This window comes from Thermoactinomyces sp. DSM 45892, assembly GCF_900107305.1.
Taxonomy (GTDB): Bacteria; Bacillota; Bacilli; order Thermoactinomycetales; family Thermoactinomycetaceae; genus Baia.
Map to the genome: position 1 here is coordinate 93,523 of NZ_FNPL01000012.1, position 23,009 is coordinate 116,531.

Below are 23,009 nucleotides of genomic sequence, written 5' to 3' on the forward strand. Positions count from 1 at the left end.
TGGTCAAATGAGCCGAGCAGGAGAAAAGCTATTATCCAAGATATTAGATCTACAAGATGCACAAGCGATTAAGCGGTTTAATCTTAGAGATCATCATTTCAGCACGACATCTGAAAGAGAAGCTTTACGTTTCATTCAAGATTATGCTGATAGAAATAAGGGGCAAACACCTGACTATCTTACCGTAGTAGAGGAAACAGGTTTGTTGTACGAACCGACATCAGATACATACGAGTACCTAGTCAGCCAAGTCAAAGAGTTCTCACTCGGGGTACGAACCCATGAGTGGCTACAAAAAGAAGTAGCTCCGAAGTTTAGTAGTTCATCGAATTCCGAACGAACCAAGTTTCTTGAATGGTTGAGGGAGGAAGCAGATCACCTACTTAACGAACATAGTAATCGTACTAGTGTCGGAACCAACTTGAAACGAGACGTTGATAAGTTTCTACAGGAATACCAACGGCGTAAGGATGGCGATAGTTTCCGAGTTTGGAAAAGTAGGTTCGACACCATTAATCAAGAGATCGGAGGTTATGCATCTTCTTCACTTATTGTATGGTTCGGACGATCAGGTCGAGGAAAATCGATGGTTACGACTTCCGAAGTAGTATCGGCTGCTCAACAGGGGGCCACCGTTTTAGTTTGGGGCATGGAGATGACCGTCTATGAGATCCTAGCGCGTATCCTTTCTATTGTATCTGCTGATCAAGGAGTATTTTCTACCAATTACAATGGACAAGTGCTACATGCTGGATTTCGAAATAAGGATCTTCTTCTAGGTTCGCTACATGATGAACAAGCTTTACAGGGATTTTTAGAAAAACTCAACAATAGTATTTCAGGAACAATCATAGTTAGAGGGATTGATGACGAGGATTTTATGGATCGAGGAATTCGAACTTTAGAACACGATATTATTACAACGAAGGCAGACGTGGTACTCGTTGATCCATTCTATTATTTAGATTATTTACCCGGAGATGGTACAACGGGGGGAGCAGCGGCACAAACTTCGAAGAAGTTACGTCATTTGGCAGGAAGGACGAGAACCGTAATACATGCAATTACTCAAGCCGAAGAAACATCGGCAGAAATGGACGAGTCGGGTACTCGTTCTATCCGACCACCTCGACGATCCGAAGTGAAAAAGACAAAACAACTTCTCGAAGACAGTACCTTATTAATCGGTGTAGACACACTAGCTATGCAAGGAGAAGGCATCATCCAGCTTGGCAAGGGACGTAACGGTGGAGAGGGTGTGGAAGTTGATCTCATTTATCTACCAGGGCTCGGAATTATTACAGAGGTTCCTACCGGAGAAAATGTGGCCAATCAATTTCTGGATAATTTCTAGGTGGTGGAGAGATGGCATATGTGAAGGTACGACATTCTAGAGTTGATGTGGATATAGAACGGGAACTTTCTGGATACTATTGGCATAGAGAAAGATGGACTACTAAAAAACTTATTGCCTGTTCCCCATTTCGGTATGATTTTAGCCCTTCATTTTTTGTAAGCCTTAGCAATGGATCGTGGGGAGATTCAGGTGGTACAGGAGAATATAAGAGTGGGAACTTTGTTAAGTTACTAGCTTATCTGCGTCAAGAAACTGAGTATGAAACAGAAGCATATCTACTTAGTGAGTATGCCCGAGAAATCACCGAAGAGGACCGTCTAAAGGTCGACTTCTCCCGAATACGGTTTCAAAAACAAAGAATCGGGATACCACAAACGTTCCTAGATCGATTTACTCAACCTAATGACTACCTTAGAGATCGAGGGATTTCGAAAGAAATAGAAATAGAGATGAACATCCGATATGATCCCAAAAGAGATCGGATTGTTATACCCTGGTATTTCCCTGATGGCCGCCTTGCATCTGTGAAGTATCGGCACTGTGGATCAAAGATCTTTTATTACGAGAAGAACGGATACCCGATTCGAAAACTCCTATACGGGATGGATCGAGTTTACAGGAAGAATTCCAGCATAGTTGTATTGGTTGAGTCAGAAATTGATGCTATGTATATCATGTCAATGACTGATTATGATGCTATCGCATTAGGAACTAGTAGGTTGTCGAAGAATCAAGTTGACTTAATTGCTAGAAGCTCACTAGAAGAGGTGATTATCATGGCTGATAATGATGATGCAGGACGAGAGATGAGAGAGCAAGCTATTAAAAGTCTATGTCCTTTTTTAAAGGTAAATGTTGCATCAATACCTAGAGAATATAAAGATGCAAATGAAATAAAGGAATTTCATATTCTAAGTAAGATCATCGAAAATAGAGTTATTCATCAAGGTTTGGGTTTAGTGCCCGTATATACAGGGAATATAATCTATGGTGATATACGTTGAGTGATGCTGAAAATATATAATTATATACAAAATTTAAATGAAAATAAGTTGTTTAATCCTTAAAAACTATTTACATTTAAAGAGTAATGTGTTATAATCAAAATCTTACATGATTTTATACGACTAGTTTAATGAAACTGCAAATACTCCACCAGTAAAATACTAGTGGAGTACACAAGAGATGTACCATTGAAGACTGCGCAACTTTGGAGAGTCTGCGCTTTATAAACAATATACTTTGGAGAGTACATTGTTTAAAGAATTGGAAATATACGAGGTCCCTCTGAAACCACGTACACAATATAGAACTGTCAATATCTTTTTGGAGAAAGATATATAATAGTCTGTATATTTTTTACTCTGGTACATATTAAACAAATGTGTTCTTACTGTCCACGCGGAGAACGTATGTTCTCTTTGTGTGTTCATTTGTTATGTCTTAAACATTATCACATAATCTGTTCTATTAGCAATAAGAACATATGTTCTTTTAATGTATTTAGTATTGTGTGGAAATAAGATATTTAGGGATCTCGTGTGTTTCCTGACCGAAAATCTGGAAGGGGTAACACATGATAAATAACATAGTAGATGCATTGTACTATAAAGATCTAACTACACTAACCACAACAGAAATTAACAAATTAGCATTTGCTACCCAGAGCGATATCAAACGGCTTAAAAGAGAAGGAAAACAGGTACGTGAAGAAAACTTTACTCTTCCAATGTGGTATATCCTTGAAGTGTTCCGAAAGGACATGATGAGACTCTATTACCAGCATGGATTATATTTTAATCGGACAAGAGATGAGCATGGTGAAACGGCCTTTGAACGTCGTTTGAAAGAAAAACTACTGACTGCAGCAGAGAGATATAATGGGAAATATAATTTTTCGGCATTGGTTAGTAAAGCTTTCCGCCAAGCAACTGGTGAGTATTATCAACGACGTACAGCCTGGGCTAAAGATGAATTTTCATATGACGACGTTACAGAAGAAACTGACATGAAGGTGCGAAAAAAGACCACAATGTACATATCTGATCGTCATGAGAATGTTGAAAAGACGATAGTTGGTGAAGAAATGGTACAGGCTCTATTTGCTAGATACGGAAAGTGTTCGAGACGTAATTTCATCCTAAGACGGCTTTATGATCCGGATAACCCAACTAATGTAGCTGTTGCTCGGGATATGAGCATCAAGTTTGGAACGAAGGAAGAGTCGAACAAAAAGTTTATTCAGCGGTTCAAACTAGAAGCTCAGGCTTTTATTTGCAAGGAATATGAAGATAGATTAGTTGCTTAATAATATAGATGTCCTTTTTAGAAGCACTCATGCGCTTAGATAAGAGTCTCCCTTGGAGAGTAACAGTTTAAGTTTAAAAAAGGAGCGGATAAGATTGAGTTATATCTTAAAAAGAGGTACTGATGCTGTTGAAGATGCACTTATGGAAAATGTTGATTACTCAAAGATCCTAGGGTCTCTATCGAACGGAAAAAGTTATGCAATCCGGCTGATTCCTAACTGTGTATCTTCGTATATGGCACACAATGTGTACAATGTGTTCAACACAACTCCCTGTACTAAAGAAGCTGGTCAGACAGATTTGTATGATATGGCATGTGACTCTTTATACAAGGAAGCAGAAGCTTTGAAGAAATCGGGTGCATCTGATAGTGAAATTAAATTGGTTAGAGATCGAGCGTATGCAATCAAAGCAAAAACTCGTTATCTATTGGGTGCTGTCAATTTAGATGGAAAACAACCAATTGTTCTAGATTTTACTTCAAACCAAGGTAAAGAAATCATGGCTTTTATGAGGAAGCAAGCAAAAAAGCTGGATAGATACCCCTTCTTTATCTCGAAATCTAGTGAAGGAAAGGTTTCGCTAGATATTGTTCTATATGATCCCGAAGAGGACGATGAGGATGCACTTACACCACAGCAACGTAAGAACTTTGAAGAAACGAAAGGATTTGAGTTTGATGATAATCTTTTCGATAAGGTTCTTAGAGTGAATAGCACGGAGCAACAAATCGAAGACCTCCGTAAGTTTGGATTTGATGTCTCTCGAATCGGAATCGGATCTCCAGAAGTCGAATCTGATAGTTCACCTGATGAAACTCTTGGTTTCTAGTCCTCTTTTTCGTACCCCATGCGCTTACTAAGTGTGTGGGGTTTATTTTTAGGAGGATAACTATGAATCTAAAACTGACTTTGAATATGAATATTGACCGAGAAGAAGAGAAACGAAAACGAGCTAGTTTGGCAAGGGCGAAGAAAAAGGCATCAGAAGAAACGATTGAAGATGCTTTTGATCGTATAGGTATTATGAAGCTTTCGGATAAGGAACGAGAGATATTCCAGCTTGCAAAGGAAGCCTTCTTTAAAGGTAAGATAGGCCGTCTGTCAAACGGGAAGATGAACAAGGGTGAGGTTCTTTCGATGGGAATGAAGGTCCAACAGGATCAAAATCAGCAAGATAGATCCCAACGAATCCGTGAAGTACTTGAAAACAAGCCTACTAACTTTCATATTCTGACTGATGATAGGCAATTACCAATGTTCATAAATCGGGTTCGAGAAGAATGTCGGTTACAGATGGAGGAATGGAAAGATCGCTTCCAGCTACTTGGAGTGGAGAGTATGACAGCAGGAGACTTCGAGGGCTCAGGAGTTGACTCCTATATGGATCTCTCAATCGGTTTTGGTATATGGCTTCCTGTACTGCAAGAAGGCTATTATCTGCCATATGGTCATGTTGATCTTCGTAATGATCTCGATATATCAAGTAAGTATGCCTTTAGATATGGTGATAAGCAACTTACTAGATCGAGAGTTATCGAAGTTATAGCCCCATATATAAAAAGCTCGAAACATGGAAAGACCTTTCATATGGGATCAGCACGGTATGATTTACACATTGCCCAGAATGACGGATATACCATCCGTGGATGTAAATGGGACACACTTGATGGGATGTACCTAATGACAGAGCATCTTCCTTCTTATGGTTTGAAACCACTTCTTAAAAGATACGGTAATCATATAGACCAGTTCTACCAAGAACGTTATGGACAATCGTTAGGTCTTGGAGAGAAAGAAGTCTATACATTCGAAGATTTATTCGGAAAGGGATCTCCAGCACCGTTCAATACAGAAATAGTAGGTATCTATGGTATCTGGGATGTGTTATATGGGTGGGCATTGTTCGAGTGGCAGTTTGAAACCATGAAGCAAACAGGAAGATTAATTGATTGCTATTCGGGGATTGACAGTCACTTGTCAGCAGTGGACGTCTTCATGGCTCGTTGTGGTTTTGAAATAGATATAGAGGGTTTGTCCAAACTTGAAGAAGAATTCCAAGCAAAGTTAGATATAGCAAAGAAAGATCTCTTTAATTCCTATCAAATTGATCATGATTTTCTCCGTAAAATGTCGCTCACTATCAATGGTGAGAAGATTCGCGTATGGCAGCAAAAACAGAAAGATAGAAATACGAAGCTATTAGATCAAATTGCAAAATATGAAGGCATAGTATCTGATTGTATTCACAACAAGAAACAGCACTTGAAGAAGTATATTAATGCGGTTGAAATGGTTTGCAAATACAAAGAACAACTTACTACGATTCGAATAGATGAACGGGATGCGCCCGATTACATCAATTCCTTCGAACTAACAAACAATCGTCATATTGCTTATTTGATCTACGATTTTTTGGAGATCGAGGACAGAACCCCAAGATTCAAGAAAGGAAAGAAACGATCTACATCTGCTGATATTTTGGAAGTGTACTACAAGGAAGAAGAAGCCTTGAAGCCCCTTCGTTTGATAAGTGAGTATGAGAAATTGCTGAATACGTATGTGCGTAAAATTCCTACAGCATTTGATGCAGATGGGCGATTCCACACGGAATGGAAGTCGGGAGGAACATCCACAGGGCGATATAGTTCATCAGGATATCGAGGGAGGCCCATTGATCTGCTAAATCGGAGGTCCAGCATATGATTAATGACCAAAACTATCACGACATAGTAAAGAAGCTAGTATTAAACAATGAGAAGGTCTCGAAGGGTAGCAATCTTCAAAACATCCCTTCTCGTGGAGATGGAGTACGTGTTCGAAACATGTTCAAACCTCGAGATGGGTGGGTCTTTGTATCTGCGGATCTCTCCCAAATTGAGCCGAGGATTATGGCCCACATCATGTACGAACGATACAATGACAATTCTCTTCGTCAGATCTTCCTAGATGATCGGGATTTATATACTACGATGGCAATGATGGTCTTTAATTTGGACGAAAAATACTGTGTGGACAAGGCTTACGACCCAACAGGAACTTTCCAACCACGGAGGATGATGAAAACAGGGGTTCTAGCGAAGTCATACGACCAGAAGGCGCATCGTTTCGCTAGTGGTATGGGAGTGTCACAGGATGTTGCTGAGATGTTTTATGAGAAGTTTGATGACACATTCGTTTCATTTACAACGATGGTTCAGGATATACGGGAGTTCATGAAACAGAATGGATATACTGAAACCTTATTTGGACGAAAAAGGAGATTTCCTAACTTCAAATTATTGGAACAACAAGTAAGAAAAAATGAAGGGAAGCTTCGTGGGCTATATATTGATCGGGCGAGGTTGCAGAAGAAGAAAGTCAAAACCTCTAACGATGAAAGGAAATTGCACGAGATTGAAATCATGATTGAACCACTTGCCGAGAAAAGAAACGAAATGGAGTATATGTTGAGAGCTTGTTTTAATGCTGTCATCCAAGGTTCAGGAGCCGACGTTCTAAAAAAGAATATGATTCAGATCTTCGATATTTGTAAGGCAAAAGGTTGGGAGCTCAATGCTTCAATTCATGATGAGGTGAAGATTTCCATGCCTTTTACCAACTTAACACGTAGCCATGTGGATCTGATTACTCAAGCAATGTCGGATACAGTGAAGCTATCTGTTCCATTAAAATCAGATACCGTAATCGAACCGAGATGGATGATGGAGTATTCATCAGATGAGTGGGATTTCGAAAGTGGTCGGCCTTACGAATTGAAATATGGAGAATCCAAAGAACTGTATATGGGGAGTGTTTAGATGACTAGACAAGCGAGAGAATTATTTACAGTGGTTGATCTTGAAACAACAGGGCTTGATCACAACAAAGATCAGATTATTGAACTTGCTGCAATTCAAACGAACCTTGAGAAGGAAGTGGGAAGGCTTCATCTCCGCATTAAACTTCATGAGGGACAAGTCATACCAGAGAAGATTACGAAAATGACAGATATCAGAGAAGAAGACCTTACAGACGGGTACCCAGAAAACCTAGCGGTTGTGCTGTTCGGGATGTTTTCGGCAGGATCAACAATAGTTGCTCACAGTGCATCGTTTGACTTTTCATTTTTAGAGAAGTTTGGAGTACAATCACCTATTTTCCTATGTACGAAAACTATGGCAAAGCTAGAAAATCCAGATGAAAGTTCTTCGTTGGAGGATGTGTGTGGTCGTCTTGGGATCGAATTAAACGGTCATCATCAGGCTATGAACGATGTAAAAGCAACAGTAGAGGTTCTTGCAGAGCTAATACGACGATTAAATAAGAAGGAGATACCTAGAATCAAATATCATAATCTTGTCGTTCATAGTGAAGAAAGACCTTTGTCTTTCGTGCCTAAATATACTCAAATCAATAAAAGAACATGGGGCTCCTAATTTTCTGGAGTCTTTTTGTTATATTTTAAAGTTAAACGAGTGCTTTATATTGAAAAAATACTCATATATTTATCAGTTGGGTGATTTGTATTTGAATTTAAATATATATTTTTTTAATTAAATCAAAAAATGATTAAAATACACCTTTGTAACAATTAAATATTTGTTTTTTTAATACATATATAATATTGACAATTAATTCGAACTACCATATATTGATTGTAGATTTAAAATATAAAAAATATAAAGGGGTTTTTACTATGAAAAAGTTTGCACCTATCGCAATTGCAGGAGCCCTATTTTTATCTGCAGGAGCATCGGTTTATGCATCAGACAATTCCGGAAGTAATCTTGATTTTAAATCTCAAAAGATTGCGGTAGAACAACCAGAGAAACAAGAATCTTATAATCCTAATTGGGTAAGAGCAGCTTGGGCTGTGGGCACAAATGCTGCGAAAGCAGTTTGTAGAGCAGCAGATGAGGTAGCTATGTATGGAAGCCTGTATGGAGTTTCACCAGCAGAGAAAGATATCTCTAGTAAGGATGCAGAAGTTATTTTCAATAAGTAATAGGTGTTGCTTAATCCCTACTTCTTTTCAAAGAAGTAGGGATTAAGACATATAAAAGAGGAGGGAACAAATGATGAAAGATAATAGGGAAGTTAAAGTTAAGTGTTTATATGGGAAATTCTCACTAATAGTTTTTTTATTTGTCCTTTTAATTGTCCACTATTTTGTAATTGTGTTGGATGTAGGACCTAGTAACCCTATATCTATAAAAGTGAATAAATATACTTCATTCTATACTAAAACAATATTTGCTCAAAATTGGCATTTATTCGCACCAGATCCCTTGATAGATAATCAAAAAATCTATGTTCAGATAAAGCAGAAGCAATCATCCAAACCGGGAGAATTCGAGGACTGGATTGATATCTCAACACCTTTAATCAAAATGAATGATAAGAGTGTTTTTACACCTTATAACAGAATCCTCCGCTATAGTGATGGATTAGTTGGATCATTTTATAGTGGTAGTAATACAGATTTAGTTACAGATGTGATCGAAAAAACAAAAGATGAAAGTCTCAAGAAAAACCTTTTAGATAAAAGTGAGGAATCACGAACAGAAGCCAAAACTGCTATATATCGGTATGCATCATCCTACGCTCTATATTTGACAACAGACCCCGAAGAAATAAGGGTGAAGCTTGAAGCAACCAGACCCCAACCTTTTTCAGAGAGAAATACCAAGAACTATGTAAAGAAAACAGAGTCAAACACTTTTGAGTGGAAAAAAGTAGACAAGGTTCTTCCATTCAGATAACAAATTAAGGAGAGGAAGGGATAGAATTGATGAAGGCTAAATTCAACCAATGGATCATAGCTGTAGTTGAAAACATGTCTAAAGAGAAATTTTTAATCGGACCTTCAATTTTACGGATCGTTTTAGGAGTTATCATGTTGTATAACTATTTTATTCACTATTTTCAAAGACATCTTTTGTTTAGTCACGAAGGAATTGGATTATTTAATGCAAATTATTCTCTATACGATCTAGTCAAGTCCCCTTTACAGTTTGATATTATTTATCACTTAGCAATTTTAATCACAATGTTGTTTATCATTGGCTATGGCAATAGGTTTATCACAATACTCAACTTTATATTTTATCATTCATTCTATCAACGGTTGAGTTATATGGCTGATGGTGGTGATAATCTTCTCTACATAGTTTTGTTTCTTTTGATCTTTGTAAACGTCACTACATATTTTTCTGTTGATAACGTATTGTACAAAAGGAGAGGAAAGCCTTTCAAACATTCCTCTTGGAGTATAATTATCCATAATATATTTGTTGTTGCTATCATTATTCAGGTGTGTATTGTTTATTTTACATCTGCTTGCTATCAGCTTATGGGAGAGGTTTGGAGTAATGGAACGGCTCTCTATTACATTTCACAAGTTGATGCTTTTTCAAGACCATCACTTACGTATTTTGTTGAGAATTTTATGTATTTGAGTGTTCTGTTCTCTTATTTAAGTATCTTTATCAAGTTAGCTTTTCCATTCATTATTCTGAACAAAAGGCTAAAGCTATGTGCTGTACTGGCACTTTGTAGTTTTCATTTTGGCATTCTAGTAGGTATGGGGCTTCTCAGTTTCTCTATGGTTATGATTTCAATGGAGTTTCTAATATTTACAGATCAGGAATATAAAAAGGTGTTTTCTCTAAAAGAGTCACTAAAAATTAATGTAGTGCGACTGATATTCTCATTTAAACAGAAATTCGGCAGGAAAACACCTAGTCAATGACTAATATGGTTATGTATAATTTAGTGAGAGAGGGGAGTATGTATTTGAAATTTTTTATTTGGCTTGGAACCGGACTTTTGATCATTTTTTGTCTTATTCTTATTATAGAAGGAGGAAGCAAAACGAAATATTTCCCTTATTCCTTTCTTTGGGGACCTTTCGTAATATCCAGTGTTCTTGCATTCATCTATCACATGGTTAAATCAAAGAAGAGCGGGGCAGAAGGAGATAAGGTAGAGTGAATGTAGTTTATTGGCTTTTCATTATTTTGTTCTTACTATTATTTGGAGTTTTGGTCTTGAAGTATTTATCAGGAAGTTCCTATCAAATTCTCGAACAAATTAAAGAAAAACCAGAGAACTTTTCTCTAGTGGTAAAAAAAAATGGAGAAAATTTCATTTCCCACAATGCTGATAAAATCATGTCATTGGCTAGTACAGTGAAAGTTATTGTTACTATCGCTTACACTCGTCAAGTCGAACAAGAAATGATAAATCCTACTGAATCGATTCCATTAGTGGAATTGGAAAAGTACCACTTTCCTACTACAGATGGTGGTGCGCACCAAGAATGGCTTGATAAATTGGTAGGTACTGACAAATCAGTACCACTAGAAAGTGTAGTAAGAGGGATGATCCAATTTAGTTCGAATGCAAATACAGAGTATCTATTAGAACGGTTGGGAATTCCTTACATCAATCAGATGTTAACGGAGTTTAATTTGTCATCGCATGACCCGCTCTTTTACATAAGTCCTTCTGCACTCCTAATCCCTCAATACATAGAGAGAGAATATCCTTCTCTTAATGATAAAGAATCAATTCAGCTACAGATAGAAAGTATGTCTATAGAGGAATACAGGAAAACAGCAGAGAGAATACATAAACTGCTTAATAGTGATGAAACTGTTTTTGATATAAAAAGTGTGAACAATTCAATGTCACTACAAAAATGCTGGTCAGATAAGCTTCCGCATGCATCTGCCAATGATTATGCAAATTTAATGAGCCATATTAATCGAGGAAAAGGGTTTAGTGAAAAAGAGAGAAATCGTCTTTATAGTTTATTAAAGCGAGATTGGCTTTTAACTGATCGAATAGCTAGGATTGGTGGCAAGGGCGGATCTACAGCTTTTGTTTTGACCTTTGCATTGTATCTAGAAGACAGAGAAAAAAATCTGGTTGAGATAGTCTTTTTTTCGAATCAGTCAGATCCAACCGTAGCACGTTTAGTGGAAAAGTCTTTCAGAAATTTTATTAAACAAATGATTGATAAACCGTCATTTAGTCAAAGTTGTAAAAAAGCTCTGCATTCTAGCCATCTAGGTTAGATGATTTTACTAGATATAACTTAACCGCATCTCGGCGGTTATTTTTTTTGTCCTCATTCGGTCTATCCATGCGCTTGTATAAGTATAGGGCTGTAAGCCTATATAGGAGGACAATATGAAACTTACAAATTTAGTAGATGAAAGCTTGCTCCGAGATAGCTGTAGACAACCAGTAGCAGGAAGCGAACTTGCGCATGATTTTCTAACAATGATGGACAAATGGCACTCCTACAAGGAAATATGGGATGACGATCTTGATGCGGACATCCTACGAATGAACCTCGAGATTTTGACGACTAACAGAAAGAAATTAGATTGGGGACCGAAAGGGACTGGATATTTCACACCATCATCTTCGTCTAGTGATGCCCGAGAGCTTTATATGAAGCTGACTAAAGCCCCACGAGACGAGCAAGAAATAGCACCTCATCAAAAACGTTGGCAGAGAGCAGGTACTGCATTTGGTGACATCATTCAAGATGATCTTCTGTACATCAATAAACACTATATTAGTGAGTTCAAAGAGCAACCAACATACAGACCAGAGTTTGTTGACTTGAATGGCAAACTATATCCATCATGGGAACGATTTGCTCGAAAGATCATGTGGGTAAAACATCGTGGTCATCAGATCCCGATACTTGGACAGCCCGACGGTATCCTTTGGCATCACACTGGAAAACGAGTAGGGCTAGAGATCAAAACAAAGCAGACGACTGCTGCACGGACAAGCCATTACTCTATGAGAGAACCGAGTCAGGATCACATCAAACAATGTATTTGTTACTCGATTATGTACGGAGTGGATGATTATCTAATTGTTTACGGCAATCTAGCGAAAAAAGCTTGGAATATGACAAAAGAGGATTATGAGAAAACTCCTGACCTTCGCGTATTCCATATCAAGATTACGGATGAGGATCGGAAAGGACTACTAGATTTCTTCGCAGATATATTGGACTGTATTGATGCAGGCATCCCACCGAAGTTAGACCTCGATAAATGGATGTTCAATAACTTTAAAACCGCCTGTGCCTTATCGCTCTCCCAAGATGAGCTAACTGAAATTACTCAACAGGTTTCGAATGTGTCTAAATCCCAACTCCCCGAATGGAAGAAAAGACAGTATACCGAAGCCCTAGAATTTATTAACGAGGTTCGATCAAATAGCTAAGTATTTAGGATTGGACCTTTCACTCAGTTCTACGGGGATGGCTGTGGTTGAAGTAAAGCAAGGAAGGGCTAAATTAGCCCAAGCATTCCGAGTGAAGACAAATCCAAAGCTTTCACATGGAGATCGGTTAAATAACATTACCGAACAGTTAGAGGCACTTATCAAAAACGAAGGACCCTTTGACGTTGTAGCGCGTGAAAGGGGATTTGTCCGCTTTGCTGGAGCTACGCAGGCGATATATAAGGTTGTTGGATGTTCTGACTTAATCCTACGAAATTATGAAATTGTGGAATATTCACCTATGACGATTAAGTCTATTCTAACTAGCAATTCAAGGGCATCTAAACAGGAAGTAGAGTTGTCTGTCCGCCGGATATTGAAGTTAAAAGATACGTATCAATTTGAAAGTGATGATGCTTCGGATGCTGTGGCAGTTATCCTTACACACTTACTAAAAGAAAAAATAATCGGGAGGAACTAGGATGACTATTATCACGAAAGACGATGGGGAAAGAAAATTGCTCTATGATGAAGTACGATTACGAAGATATTTAGAGACTATTACCAAGCGCTTTCCACATGTGAAAACCCAAAAATACATTACTAATGTGATGCAATATGTTGCAAATAAAGATGAGATTAAAGCAGATCAGATCATTAAACGAATGATACACGAAGCACTCGATCGGGTAGGGGTCGGAAATTCCCAACATCCTGATTTTACTTACATCGCATCAGAGATTTTATTAAGAAATTTGTATAAACAGGTATCACAGACACGTTGTTACGACAGCGAAGATAAGTATGGAGACTTTTATTCTTTCATCAGATCTCTTACTACAAAGGGAATTTTCTCTCCCAAGCTACTCGAAGTCTATACGAAAGAAGAGATCAAGGAACTAGGGGGATTCATTGACCCATCCAAGGATTTGCTTTTTACTTACATTGGATTGCAGACACTTATGGATCGATATCTTGCTAGGGGATTTACTGGAGCCATCTACGAGCTTCCCCAAGAAAGATTCATGATCATTGCTATGAATCTTATGTCTAATGAAAAGCCAGAGAAAAGAATTTCTCTAGTCAAAGAGTGTTATTGGGCGATCTCTAACCTGTATATGACTGTAGCTACTCCGACATTAACCAATTCAGGCAAGGCATCTGGTCAATTGTCATCTTGCTTCATTGACACAGTAGATGATAGCCTTCGGAGTATTTATGACACCAATACAGACATCGCAACTCTCTCTAAATTGGGGGGTGGAATCGGCATTTATTTAGGAAAAGTACGTGCAAGGGGTTCCGATATTCGAGGATATAAAGGTGTATCATCGGGAGTAATTCCATGGATGAAGTTGTATAATCAGACGGCTGTTAGCGTAGATCAGTTGGGTCAGCGAAATGGAGCGGTTGCGGTCTACCTTGATGTATGGCATAAAGATATACTTTCATTTCTAGATGCCAAGCTGAATAACGGTGATGAAAGATTACGTACGCATGATCTTTTCACTGGTGTTTGTCTTCCGGATCTCTTTATGGAGAAGGTAGAGAAGCGAGAGGACTGGTATCTGTTCTGTCCGCATGAAGTTAGAAAAGTGATGGGTTTTTCTCTAGAGGATTTCTACGATGAATCAAAGGGTAGGGGCTCCTTTCGAGAGAAGTATGAATCATGTATTCAGAACAATCAACTCTCAATGGTAAAAGTACCTGCTATTGAGATCATGAAACGAATTATGAAAAGCCAACTTGAAACAGGCACACCGTATATGTTCTATCGAGACGAAGTAAATCGCATGAATCCGAATAAGCACGAAGGAATGGTCTACTCTTCTAACCTCTGTACGGAAATAATGCAAAATATGTCTAGCACAAAGGTGATAGAAGAGGTATCAGATGGCGAAAAAATTAACGTTACAAAACTATCAGGAGACTTCGTAGTTTGCAATCTTTCTTCGATCAACCTTGGACGAGCTGTACCAGATGATGTACTTGAGCGACTAATCCCGATTCAAGTCCGTATGCTGGACAATGTGATCGATCTCAATGAGAAGCGGATCGAAGTTCCACAGGCTGTAATGACTAATCAAAAGTATAGAGCGATTGGACTTGGTACATTCGGATGGCATCATTTACTTGCTTTGAAGGGGATTCGATGGGAATCAGATGAAGCAGTTGAGTATGCGGACGAGCTTTATGAAAAGATAGCATACTTAACCATCCAATCCAGTATGAACCTAGCAACTGAAAAAGGTTCATATCCTGTCTTTAGAGGTAGTAGTTGGGAGACAGGGGAGTATTTCAAACAGAGAGGATATGATTTTTCTGATCGATTCAACTGGGCAGAGTTACGGATGAAAATCGAACATCATGGTATCAGGAATGGGTATCTACTAGCAATAGCACCAAATGGATCAACAGCATTGATTGGAGGGTCAACGGCTTCTATCGATCCTATATTTTCAACCCAATATGTGGAGGAAAAGAAGGACTATAAAATCCCTGTGACTGCTCCGGATCTCTCACCTAAAACGATGTGGCACTACAAACCTTCATACCATATTGACCAGAAGTGGTCGATTCTCCAGAATGCTACTCGTCAAAGACATATTGACCAAGCACAGTCATTCAATTTATATGTTACACATGACATCCGTGCGGCAGACTTCTTAGAGCTTCACCTGTTCGCTTGGAGACATGGGCTGAAAACTACGTATTATGTTCGGAGCACGTCAATTGAAATAGAAGAATGTGATGCATGTGCTTCATAGATAGAGGACAGAAAGCTTGTCCTCTTTTCTTATAGCTATGCGCTTGTATAAGAGTAGGGACTATTGGAATCCTCTCTCAATTGAATATGTTGTTGTTGTTCATCTTCTCCGAATTACCCTTTCGAACATTCCTCGTCTTAACCAATAGTCCCTATTAAATTACTGAAAGGTGGATTATATGAAGAAAATTACTAAGCGGAAACTATATGACATCACTGCGCCAAATCGCTCCACAGGAATTATATGTGGTGATTCCTCAAACGTCTTGAACTGGGATGATGTAGCCTACACATGGGCTTATCCCATGTACAAAAACATGGTGGCGAATTTTTGGATTCCCGAAGAGATCAACATGTCCCATGACATTAAGCAATGGCAGGTATTAAGCGAGGATGAGATGTTTGCATTTAAGCGGATCATTGGACTACTCGCATTTTTAGATTCTATCCAGTCGGACTTTAGCCATCAAGTAGCCGAATACCTGACCGATTCATCTCTATCTGCACTGATGACGATTCTTGCTTTTCAAGAAGTCGTACACAACCAGTCCTACTCGTATGTCCTATCTTCGCTAGTGTCAAAAAAGGAGCAAGAAGAGATTTTTGAGTATTGGAAGCATGACGAAGTTCTTCGGGAAAGAAACGATTTTATTGCAAAGGGGTACAAAGAGTTTGTCCAAAATAAAACCCCAGAAACCTTTCGTAATGCAATCGTGTATGACGTGATATTAGAGGGTTTAAACTTCTATTCGGGATTTGCCTTCTTCTACAATCTAGCTAGAAATAACAAGATGAAGGCCACCTCCGACATGATCAACTATATCAACAGAGATGAGCAGATCCATGTAACTCTATTTACGCAGATTTACAAAGAGCTACTAACAGAAAGACCCGAACTAAATACGGAAGAGCATCGACAATGGGCAATGGAAACTTTTCGAGAAGCAGCCGAATTAGAAATCAAATGGTCCCGTTATATTATTGGTGATCGGTTTGATGACATTGATCCGCAAGATCTAGAAGACTATATTCGGTTCATGGCAAACAAGCGATGTAAGCAACTTGGATTAGGAAAGCCATTTGAGGGCTATGATTTAAATCCGCTGAAATGGATCATGGTTTATGAAAACCCGAATAATGGAAAACAGGACTTTTTTGAGGGGAAATCAAGACAGTATGCCAAAGCCTTTGATAACGGTTTTGATGAACTATAGGAGGGGTTGAATATGAATAATCGAATCAAGTTAAAGCTTCTATATAATGATGCAGATGTGCCAAAATACAAAACTGAAATGGCAGCAGGTATGGATCTATCTGCATATCTGGATGACCTAAATCAACATATAGAAATTAGACCAGGAGAGCGGAAGTTAGTTATGACAGGCTTGTCCATGGATATTCCGAAAGGTATCGAAATGCAGATCCGTCCTAGAAGTTGGTCTTGCTTTGAAGCATGGCATTACCGTACTCAATTCACCAGGAACTGTAGATGCTGATTATCGTGGTGAGATCGGTGTGATCCTTATCAATCTAGGAGATAAACCATTTAATATACGACATGGTGATCGAGTAGCACAGGCCGTATTTAACAAAGTAGAATCGGTAGCCTTTCGTTTTGTATCCGAACTAGACGAGACAGAGCGAGGAGCAGGCGGATTTGGGCATACGGGGGTATAGGGAATGGATAAAAAAATAGACGTGTTAGATAGAGGTTATGTACGACTCATCTCAACCATGGGGAACGATTTGACGGTGGTCAACTCGGCTCGGGTGTCTTACGACAAAGCTAGTGATGAGATCAATGAGAAGGACAAGAGGTTAATCAAGTTTCTTGCGAAAAATTTACATACGAGCCCATTTCGTCACAGTATGCTCCAGTTCGAGGTATATGCTCCGCTACTAGTGGCCCGACAACATTGGAAGTATATTGTCGGATCGGACTTTAGGGACCCCTTGACCGGAGCATGGAATGAGTCGAGCCGGAGATACATCACAGAAGAACCGGAATTCTATGTCATAGGGGGAGACAAATGGAGAAAGGTTCCCGAGAGTTCTAAACAGGGGAGTGGAGAATGCTTACCGTTGGAAGTAGGAGCTAAGTGGACGGAGGAACTAGCGAAGCACTATAGGCAGTGCTTAGAGACGTATGAACAGGCCATGAAAGACGGTGTATGTGTCGAGCAGGCTCGTGTCTTCCTACCTGCTTATGCCCTCTATGTGCGGTACTATTGGACAGCAAGCCTGCAGGCAGTTACACACTTCATAAATCAGCGGCTAGCCCATGATGCACAGAAAGAGATACAGGAGTATGCGAGGGCTACTTTATCACTAACACAAAAAGAATTTCCGTATAGTATCAAAGAATTAGTTAGCTAACCTCTATTCAATATGTCCACATTTTATCGATACTGTTTTTATTGACTACTTTACTTAAACTATATATGATAAAATGGTGATGCGACAATCACTAATACATTATAACGGGGGACTATTTAATGGATAAAAATCTCATAAAGTTTGAAGAAGAAGTACCTAAGCTAGGAAAACAGTTTTATAAAGTCCTTGATGCATGGTACGACTTGGATGAAAAGGATTTTGATAAAGTTTCGAATCTATATCCATTCCATAAAGACTTTCAAGAACTGCCGTTAGATGTCTCGATATGGCACGAATTCATTGAAGAATATCTTAAATCAACCAAATAACCTAGCATTAAAGAGAATCGTATATTGATTCTCTTTTTTGTCATATATTAAATGTCTTCAAAGCGAACAATCGTTGTCCAAGGTATCGTGTATTTCTCATCTAGGTATTGCAGGATTTTAGAAATGTTTTTAAGTGAACGATTTTCAGATGTTTCATTTAGATACATCTCTAGTGTTTGGTGGGGTATCCCAGTGGCTGCCTTGATCTCTGTGTCTGAAATATCTAGTTGATTAACTACTGACTGTAAATCGATAGAAAGTTTCTTTTTTGGTATGAGTGGTTCAACATCAAGTTTACGTTTTCGAATTTGCTTCCGATTCGGATCAATGGGAGGAATGGTGGACGCATCTACGAATTTGACCACATCTAACCAGTTAATATTATGATTCTCTTCGAGATATTGAAGAATCATAGATAGGTTATCTAGGCTAATCCGATCTTTCCTATTGCAGATATTTTGGATGGGCTTAATATAAATTCCGGTTACGTGCTCCAAATGACGTTGGGATAGTTCCAACTTATTAAGAGTGGATTGTAAATCAATAAAAAGTAATTTAGTGGGTGTAATAGGCTTTGTATCTTGAGCAAAATCATTTGAGTACCATTCCATCTTAGTTACTCCTTATCCTAGTTAATTTTAATAGTATATCTTATTATTGACTATTTTACATGAATATAAATGTAAAAATAAGAAATATTAAAGTCCTTTTTTGTTGCTCCCATGCGCTATATAAACTAAGGAGGTGTACGCAATGCAGATGCCGATAATTTCAATATATGGAAAGGCGAGAAGTGGGAAGTCCACAGCTTCTAGCTATCTTGTTATGAAGTACGGTCTAAAGCCGTTGTCATTCGGATCACGATTAAAAAAATACTATCATGAAATATTCGGAGTTACAGGTGAGGGGAAGGATCGTGAAGGATATCAATGGTTCGGACAGCTTATGCGGAGCCGAGATCCTGACGTTTGGGTTAAACAGGTAGATGTATCACTCTCTAGCTATCTACAAAATGAATACTCAGTTGTCTTTGATGACATGCGCCAACCTAATGAATACAAGTATCTAAAGCAACTCGGAGCCATAATGATACGTATTGATAGTCCATTAGATATCCGACTTGAGAGGATGGTTCATGCAGGAGATATCTTATCTGATACAAGAGTACTCAACCACGAAACAGAGAGTTATCTAGATGATTTTGAACCCGACTATGTAATCACTAATAATGGAGATCCCGAAAGTCTTTATTATCAATTAGGTAATTTAATACGAGAAATAAAAATGAAAGATCAATCAATTTCTTGGAATGAATAAGAACCGTTTGCTTCGCCTATGAACCTATATTTACTAGAATAATTAATGCCAAACTTGTCCAAATATCGTTTTGATGGACAATAACCCGACTTCAAATTCAATTTAAATGTTGTTTCATTGGTTGACTCTTCTTCCATCACTGCAACTCCGATCACTTTCCGCACCACATCATACCCTAACCGCAAATAACATGATCCCTCTGTAGAAAGATGCATTAATTCCCGAGTACTTTTGCTTATGTAAATCTTGTTTGGATAGATCGTAAGAAAGGGCGTCTTATTACTAATCCCTGCCATGATTATTACCTCACTTTACTAATACTATGTCTATATGAAAAGGAGATGGTCCTTTGAGTGATATCGACTCTGGTCATCGAAAATACGAGCAATCCTATTCATTTTATACTACGAAAGGGATCGGTAGGCTCCTAGCTGATTTACCAAAGATAGAAATAAGAGCTTATGAGAAAGGAGAAACAGCAGCAATCGATATTTATCTCGATCTACAGCAGGCCATCCAACTTGCCGAACTGACACCAAAACAAAAGGAAGCTATTAAATATCTGTATATACATGACAAAGGAATTGTGGAAGCGGCTGTGCTCCTAAATATAGATTACACTACTTTGTCTAGGACACGAAAGACTGCATTAAAAAAAATATCAGAGGTATACAAGAGATGGAGATACCTAGAATAGAGGTTGAAGATGGGACGATTTACATGCAACAACCACCAGGAATTATTTCAACAAGAATCATCTAAGCTTGGGTACAACCGTATCGAAAATCGGTCAGAACGAATTCAATTGATTGATCAACTTATCGAAGAGTACGTTAATGATACTGGATTACGACCTGATCCACGTCAATTAGAAAGGCTTGCAACATCCATACTCTATGAAGATTTACAAGGGGATCGGAGACCAGACAAGGTGGCGAAAAGCCGAGATCCTATTCTTACTCTAGCCCAAGTAAAGCGAAGACATTCAAAGGAAGTCGGATCAGGAATCCTTGAAGTGATCGGTTCAGATGGCCGTTATTATGGTATCGATAGTGACCGTCATTCAGGAAAGGAGATGATGATAATTAATCCTAAAAAATTAAGTTTACCTATACAAAAAGTGAATCCTTAGAACAAGTTTAAAATACCTTTGTTCATTGGATATATTAAATTAATGAATAATTATTTTAAATAATATGTCTTTATTCTTGCTTCCCGTGCGCTTAAAGAAGTAAAAGCGTCGGGGAGTGAATATATGGCTAGAAAGGCACGACACTTAAAAATCTATCCAGAAGGAGTGATCATTGCCAAGCTTTGTGGAACGTGTAAGACTATGAAAAGACTAAGAGACTTCCATAAACATAAGGACAAGCTAGGGGGAGCCGATAACCGTTGTAAGACCTGTAATAAAGCCAACCATCTGGCATGGGTGAAAATTAATCGTGATGAAGTTCGTACACATTCTAGGAAGTATCGGACTATGAAAAGATATCTCAAATTTGATTGGTCAGTTGAAGAAGAACGGCTGTTAATGAAACAGAGATGTATTCTCACAGATAAAAAGGATGATATACATGGCGACCATTTTATTGCCCTAGCCACGGGTCATGGAGGTACTTATGAAGCGAACATGATTCCGTTGTCTAGTTCTCTTAACACCTCTAAAACTGATAAAAACCCCTTCGAATGGGCCAGAACCCGAGATGATATAGATCCCTATAAATGGGAAGAGGTGGTTTCTATGTTAGCTGAAAAAAACGGATTAACCCCCATTGAATTTAAAGACTTTGTATATTGGTGCTATGGTCACCGTCGATCTATATCCGAAGTGAAACAAGATCCAACTCCTTCGATAGAATTATGGAGAAGGGCGAAGTGTATCGCCCAGATTGCATAGTGTTCCTGGTTCATAGTTCATAGGTTTTGGTTTGCTTTTTCCCCTTCCCCTTTGTATAGGGACGAATCCATCTCATTTCCCCTGATTTCAACTTTCGGTAGTGGCCACGTACACCCCACATTTCAGCTACACGTCTAATCTTTCTTTTTTTTGGCTTTTTTGTAGGAGAACGAAGGACATACATTCTCGGAGCAATTTTCACTACAGATCTTTTCTTTTTCTGCTTTGGTTGCTTTCCTTTTCTCTTTTGAAGTGTTGGTGTTTCTCTTGGTTCAGCTTGGACATATTCTCGGTCTTGAGAATGCATTTCCATATAAGCCATAAGGGTATGATGGATTCGAAGAACGTAGTTCTCAATTTCCTTGAAATCGATATCTGTAACTTTAGTTGCATAGACTTTTTTGAAACGGTATATTTGGCTTTTCTCATCCCATAATGCACGGAAAATGTAAAGTATAAATGGTTCCGTATGATATGTATATTGATATTCTTTAGACCCAATACGGTCGAATATATAGGTTTCATCTCGTTCTTTTACTGAAATCACTGCTGTTTCTAAAACAGGACGGAAGCTTCTAACTTTCTCCATATTTTCCTTTCCCCATTGAAGGATTCTTTTCAAATCTTGAAACGAGACTTGAATCTGATCCATCTCTTCAATCTTTTTGTCTGAATGAAAGGTTTGTGTGATAGTAGGGACGTGCATATTTCCAAATTTCACGGTATGTTCCACCCTTGTTAGATAGCGTATCTACTATTTTTTTATAGGAAGGGAAGCTCTCAGGCTCCCCTCTTATTCTTAAAACAAATGCACATAATTTCCTGACACATAAAGGTATGTTCCATTTTCTTCTAAGTACTCTCCATAGGCTGTATAATCAAAGAATTCCTTTGCAATAGGTGTGCAACCATGTAAAATATTTTTTTCTTCTGCCACTTCTCTTGCTACATCTTCCATTTCAAAACAGTTATTGTACACACGGTACTCTTGGTTATTGACGAATACAACAGCACTATCAAAGTCAGTTGAATCTTCAAGAAAGGCTGTTAATGCAATCAGTTCATCTTCATCGAAAAACTCAATGTCTTGTAACTTGTGGTTGATATCGTTTAGGTCATCAGTGCTGTTTATTTTGAAAGGCATGTTTTCAGCTTTGATTATTTGAAACCTTCCTGATGTACTTTCCCCGGTGGCTACCTGGGATTTTTGGAGAAGGTCTTCCATGAATTTTGTTATTTCTTCTTCGTCCTCGGTAGGTAGCTGGATAGATCCACCAACTAGATGGCCCATATGGTATGCATTCATTTCCTGTACCCAAATTTTGATCTCGCCTGACATGGTTTCGGAATATAACATTGTTGTCGTTCTCCTTTAGAAGTGTTGTTGTGTAATTACCTTACACTTATATCATATCGAGTTA

Annotated in this window: 25 protein-coding genes and 1 pseudogene; 22 read left to right on the top strand and 4 right to left on the bottom strand. The window is 38.4% G+C overall.

The genetic code is table 11. The annotated features are described in order from the left end of the window. Positions 1-7 precede the first annotated feature (7 nt). The 18 genes and pseudogenes from BLU58_RS11065 (at position 8) to BLU58_RS11155 (ending at position 18,374) form a co-directional block, all read left to right on the top strand. A complete protein-coding gene (locus BLU58_RS11065; RefSeq protein ID WP_072333859.1) occupies positions 8-1,354 on the top strand; it encodes a P-loop NTPase family protein in 1,347 nt (448 codons plus the stop codon). A gap of 11 nt (positions 1,355-1,365) precedes the next feature. Beyond that, positions 1,366-2,361 (top strand): toprim domain-containing protein, encoded by a 996-nt coding sequence (locus BLU58_RS11070; RefSeq protein WP_093292275.1) that lies wholly within the window; start codon positions 1,366-1,368, stop codon positions 2,359-2,361. Positions 2,362-2,933: 572 nt separating this feature from the next. Continuing rightward, complete coding sequence (locus tag BLU58_RS11075) at positions 2,934-3,665, top strand: hypothetical protein (protein WP_093292276.1); 732 nt, start codon at positions 2,934-2,936, stop codon at positions 3,663-3,665. Positions 3,666-3,759: 94 nt separating this feature from the next. Next, a complete protein-coding gene (locus BLU58_RS11080; RefSeq protein WP_093292277.1) occupies positions 3,760-4,497 on the top strand; it encodes a hypothetical protein in 738 nt (245 codons plus the stop codon). Positions 4,498-4,559: 62 nt separating this feature from the next. Beyond that, on the top strand, positions 4,560-6,371 hold the full coding sequence (locus tag BLU58_RS11085; protein WP_143123772.1) for a DNA polymerase: 1,812 nt from the start codon (positions 4,560-4,562) through the stop codon (positions 6,369-6,371). Then, positions 6,368-7,465, top strand: coding sequence for a DNA polymerase (locus BLU58_RS11090; protein ID WP_093292278.1), 1,098 nt, complete (start codon positions 6,368-6,370; stop codon positions 7,463-7,465). The genes BLU58_RS11085 and BLU58_RS11090 overlap by 4 nt, the downstream gene beginning before the upstream one ends. Continuing rightward, positions 7,466-8,083 carry a 3'-5' exonuclease gene (locus BLU58_RS11095; protein WP_093292279.1) on the top strand — a complete coding sequence of 206 codons (618 nt, stop codon included), beginning with the start codon at positions 7,466-7,468 and terminating at the stop codon, positions 8,081-8,083. A gap of 260 nt (positions 8,084-8,343) precedes the next feature. After that, entirely contained in the window at positions 8,344-8,652 is a 309-nt protein-coding gene (locus BLU58_RS11100) for a hypothetical protein (RefSeq protein WP_072333842.1), read from the top strand. Between the two features lie 70 nt (positions 8,653-8,722). Next, entirely contained in the window at positions 8,723-9,409 is a 687-nt protein-coding gene (locus BLU58_RS11105; RefSeq protein ID WP_143123773.1) for a DUF5819 family protein, read from the top strand. Between the two features lie 29 nt (positions 9,410-9,438). After that, on the top strand, positions 9,439-10,398 hold the full coding sequence (locus BLU58_RS11110) for an HTTM domain-containing protein (RefSeq protein ID WP_093292281.1): 960 nt from the start codon (positions 9,439-9,441) through the stop codon (positions 10,396-10,398). 238 nt (positions 10,399-10,636) lie between these two features. Further along, entirely contained in the window at positions 10,637-11,728 is a 1,092-nt protein-coding gene (locus tag BLU58_RS11120; RefSeq protein WP_093292282.1) for a serine hydrolase, read from the top strand. Between the two features lie 115 nt (positions 11,729-11,843). Next, positions 11,844-12,902, top strand: a complete 1,059-nt coding sequence (locus BLU58_RS11125; RefSeq protein ID WP_093292283.1) for a hypothetical protein — start codon at positions 11,844-11,846, stop codon at positions 12,900-12,902. Between the two features lie 10 nt (positions 12,903-12,912). Continuing rightward, complete coding sequence (locus tag BLU58_RS11130; protein ID WP_255404683.1) at positions 12,913-13,383, top strand: crossover junction endodeoxyribonuclease RuvC; 471 nt, start codon at positions 12,913-12,915, stop codon at positions 13,381-13,383. Between the two features lies 1 nt (position 13,384). Beyond that, positions 13,385-15,670 (top strand): ribonucleoside-diphosphate reductase subunit alpha, encoded by a 2,286-nt coding sequence (locus BLU58_RS11135; RefSeq protein WP_093292284.1) that lies wholly within the window; start codon positions 13,385-13,387, stop codon positions 15,668-15,670. Between the two features lie 178 nt (positions 15,671-15,848). After that, the gene (locus BLU58_RS11140) at positions 15,849-16,883 is read left to right on the top strand and encodes a ribonucleotide-diphosphate reductase subunit beta (protein ID WP_093292285.1); all 1,035 of its coding nucleotides are present in this window, start codon (positions 15,849-15,851) and stop codon (positions 16,881-16,883) included. Between the two features lie 12 nt (positions 16,884-16,895). Continuing rightward, positions 16,896-17,346, top strand: a pseudogene (gene dut / locus BLU58_RS11145) (dUTP diphosphatase). A gap of 3 nt (positions 17,347-17,349) precedes the next feature. Further along, on the top strand, positions 17,350-18,045 hold the full coding sequence (gene thyX / locus BLU58_RS11150; RefSeq protein ID WP_093292286.1) for an FAD-dependent thymidylate synthase: 696 nt from the start codon (positions 17,350-17,352) through the stop codon (positions 18,043-18,045). Between the two features lie 119 nt (positions 18,046-18,164). Next, entirely contained in the window at positions 18,165-18,374 is a 210-nt protein-coding gene (locus tag BLU58_RS11155; protein ID WP_093292287.1) for a hypothetical protein, read from the top strand. Positions 18,375-18,421: 47 nt separating this feature from the next. Here BLU58_RS11155 and BLU58_RS11160 read toward each other — a convergent pair whose 3' ends face one another. Beyond that, positions 18,422-18,985 carry a hypothetical protein gene (locus BLU58_RS11160; protein WP_093292288.1) on the bottom strand — a complete coding sequence of 188 codons (564 nt, stop codon included), beginning with the start codon at positions 18,983-18,985 and terminating at the stop codon, positions 18,422-18,424. A 142-nt stretch (positions 18,986-19,127) separates the two neighbouring features. Between BLU58_RS11160 and BLU58_RS11165 the strand changes: the two genes are divergently transcribed. Continuing rightward, a complete protein-coding gene (locus BLU58_RS11165; RefSeq protein WP_093292289.1) occupies positions 19,128-19,691 on the top strand; it encodes a nucleoside/nucleotide kinase family protein in 564 nt (187 codons plus the stop codon). Here BLU58_RS11165 and BLU58_RS11170 read toward each other — a convergent pair. Beyond that, entirely contained in the window at positions 19,667-19,987 is a 321-nt protein-coding gene (locus tag BLU58_RS11170; RefSeq protein WP_093292290.1) for a hypothetical protein, read from the bottom strand. The two genes, BLU58_RS11165 and BLU58_RS11170, sit on opposite strands and share 25 nt — an antisense overlap. Before the next feature lie 53 nt (positions 19,988-20,040). On the opposite strand from BLU58_RS11170, the gene BLU58_RS11175 reads away from it, so the two are divergent. From BLU58_RS11175 to BLU58_RS11185, 3 genes are all read left to right on the top strand, one after another. Continuing rightward, positions 20,041-20,388, top strand: coding sequence for a sigma-70 RNA polymerase sigma factor region 4 domain-containing protein (locus BLU58_RS11175; RefSeq protein ID WP_093292291.1), 348 nt, complete (start codon positions 20,041-20,043; stop codon positions 20,386-20,388). Positions 20,389-20,397: 9 nt separating this feature from the next. After that, positions 20,398-20,823, top strand: coding sequence for a hypothetical protein (locus BLU58_RS11180; RefSeq protein ID WP_093292292.1), 426 nt, complete (start codon positions 20,398-20,400; stop codon positions 20,821-20,823). A 123-nt stretch (positions 20,824-20,946) separates the two neighbouring features. Beyond that, complete coding sequence (locus BLU58_RS11185; protein ID WP_093292293.1) at positions 20,947-21,588, top strand: hypothetical protein; 642 nt, start codon at positions 20,947-20,949, stop codon at positions 21,586-21,588. Between the two features lie 10 nt (positions 21,589-21,598). Here the strand turns inward: BLU58_RS11185 and BLU58_RS11190 are convergent, their stop codons facing one another. Both BLU58_RS11190 and BLU58_RS11195 read right to left on the bottom strand, forming a co-directional pair. Continuing rightward, complete coding sequence (locus BLU58_RS11190; protein WP_093292294.1) at positions 21,599-22,309, bottom strand: hypothetical protein; 711 nt, start codon at positions 22,307-22,309, stop codon at positions 21,599-21,601. A gap of 78 nt (positions 22,310-22,387) precedes the next feature. Then, positions 22,388-22,945 carry an antirestriction protein ArdA gene (locus BLU58_RS11195; RefSeq protein ID WP_093292295.1) on the bottom strand — a complete coding sequence of 186 codons (558 nt, stop codon included), beginning with the start codon at positions 22,943-22,945 and terminating at the stop codon, positions 22,388-22,390. Positions 22,946-23,009: the final 64 nt, after the last annotated feature.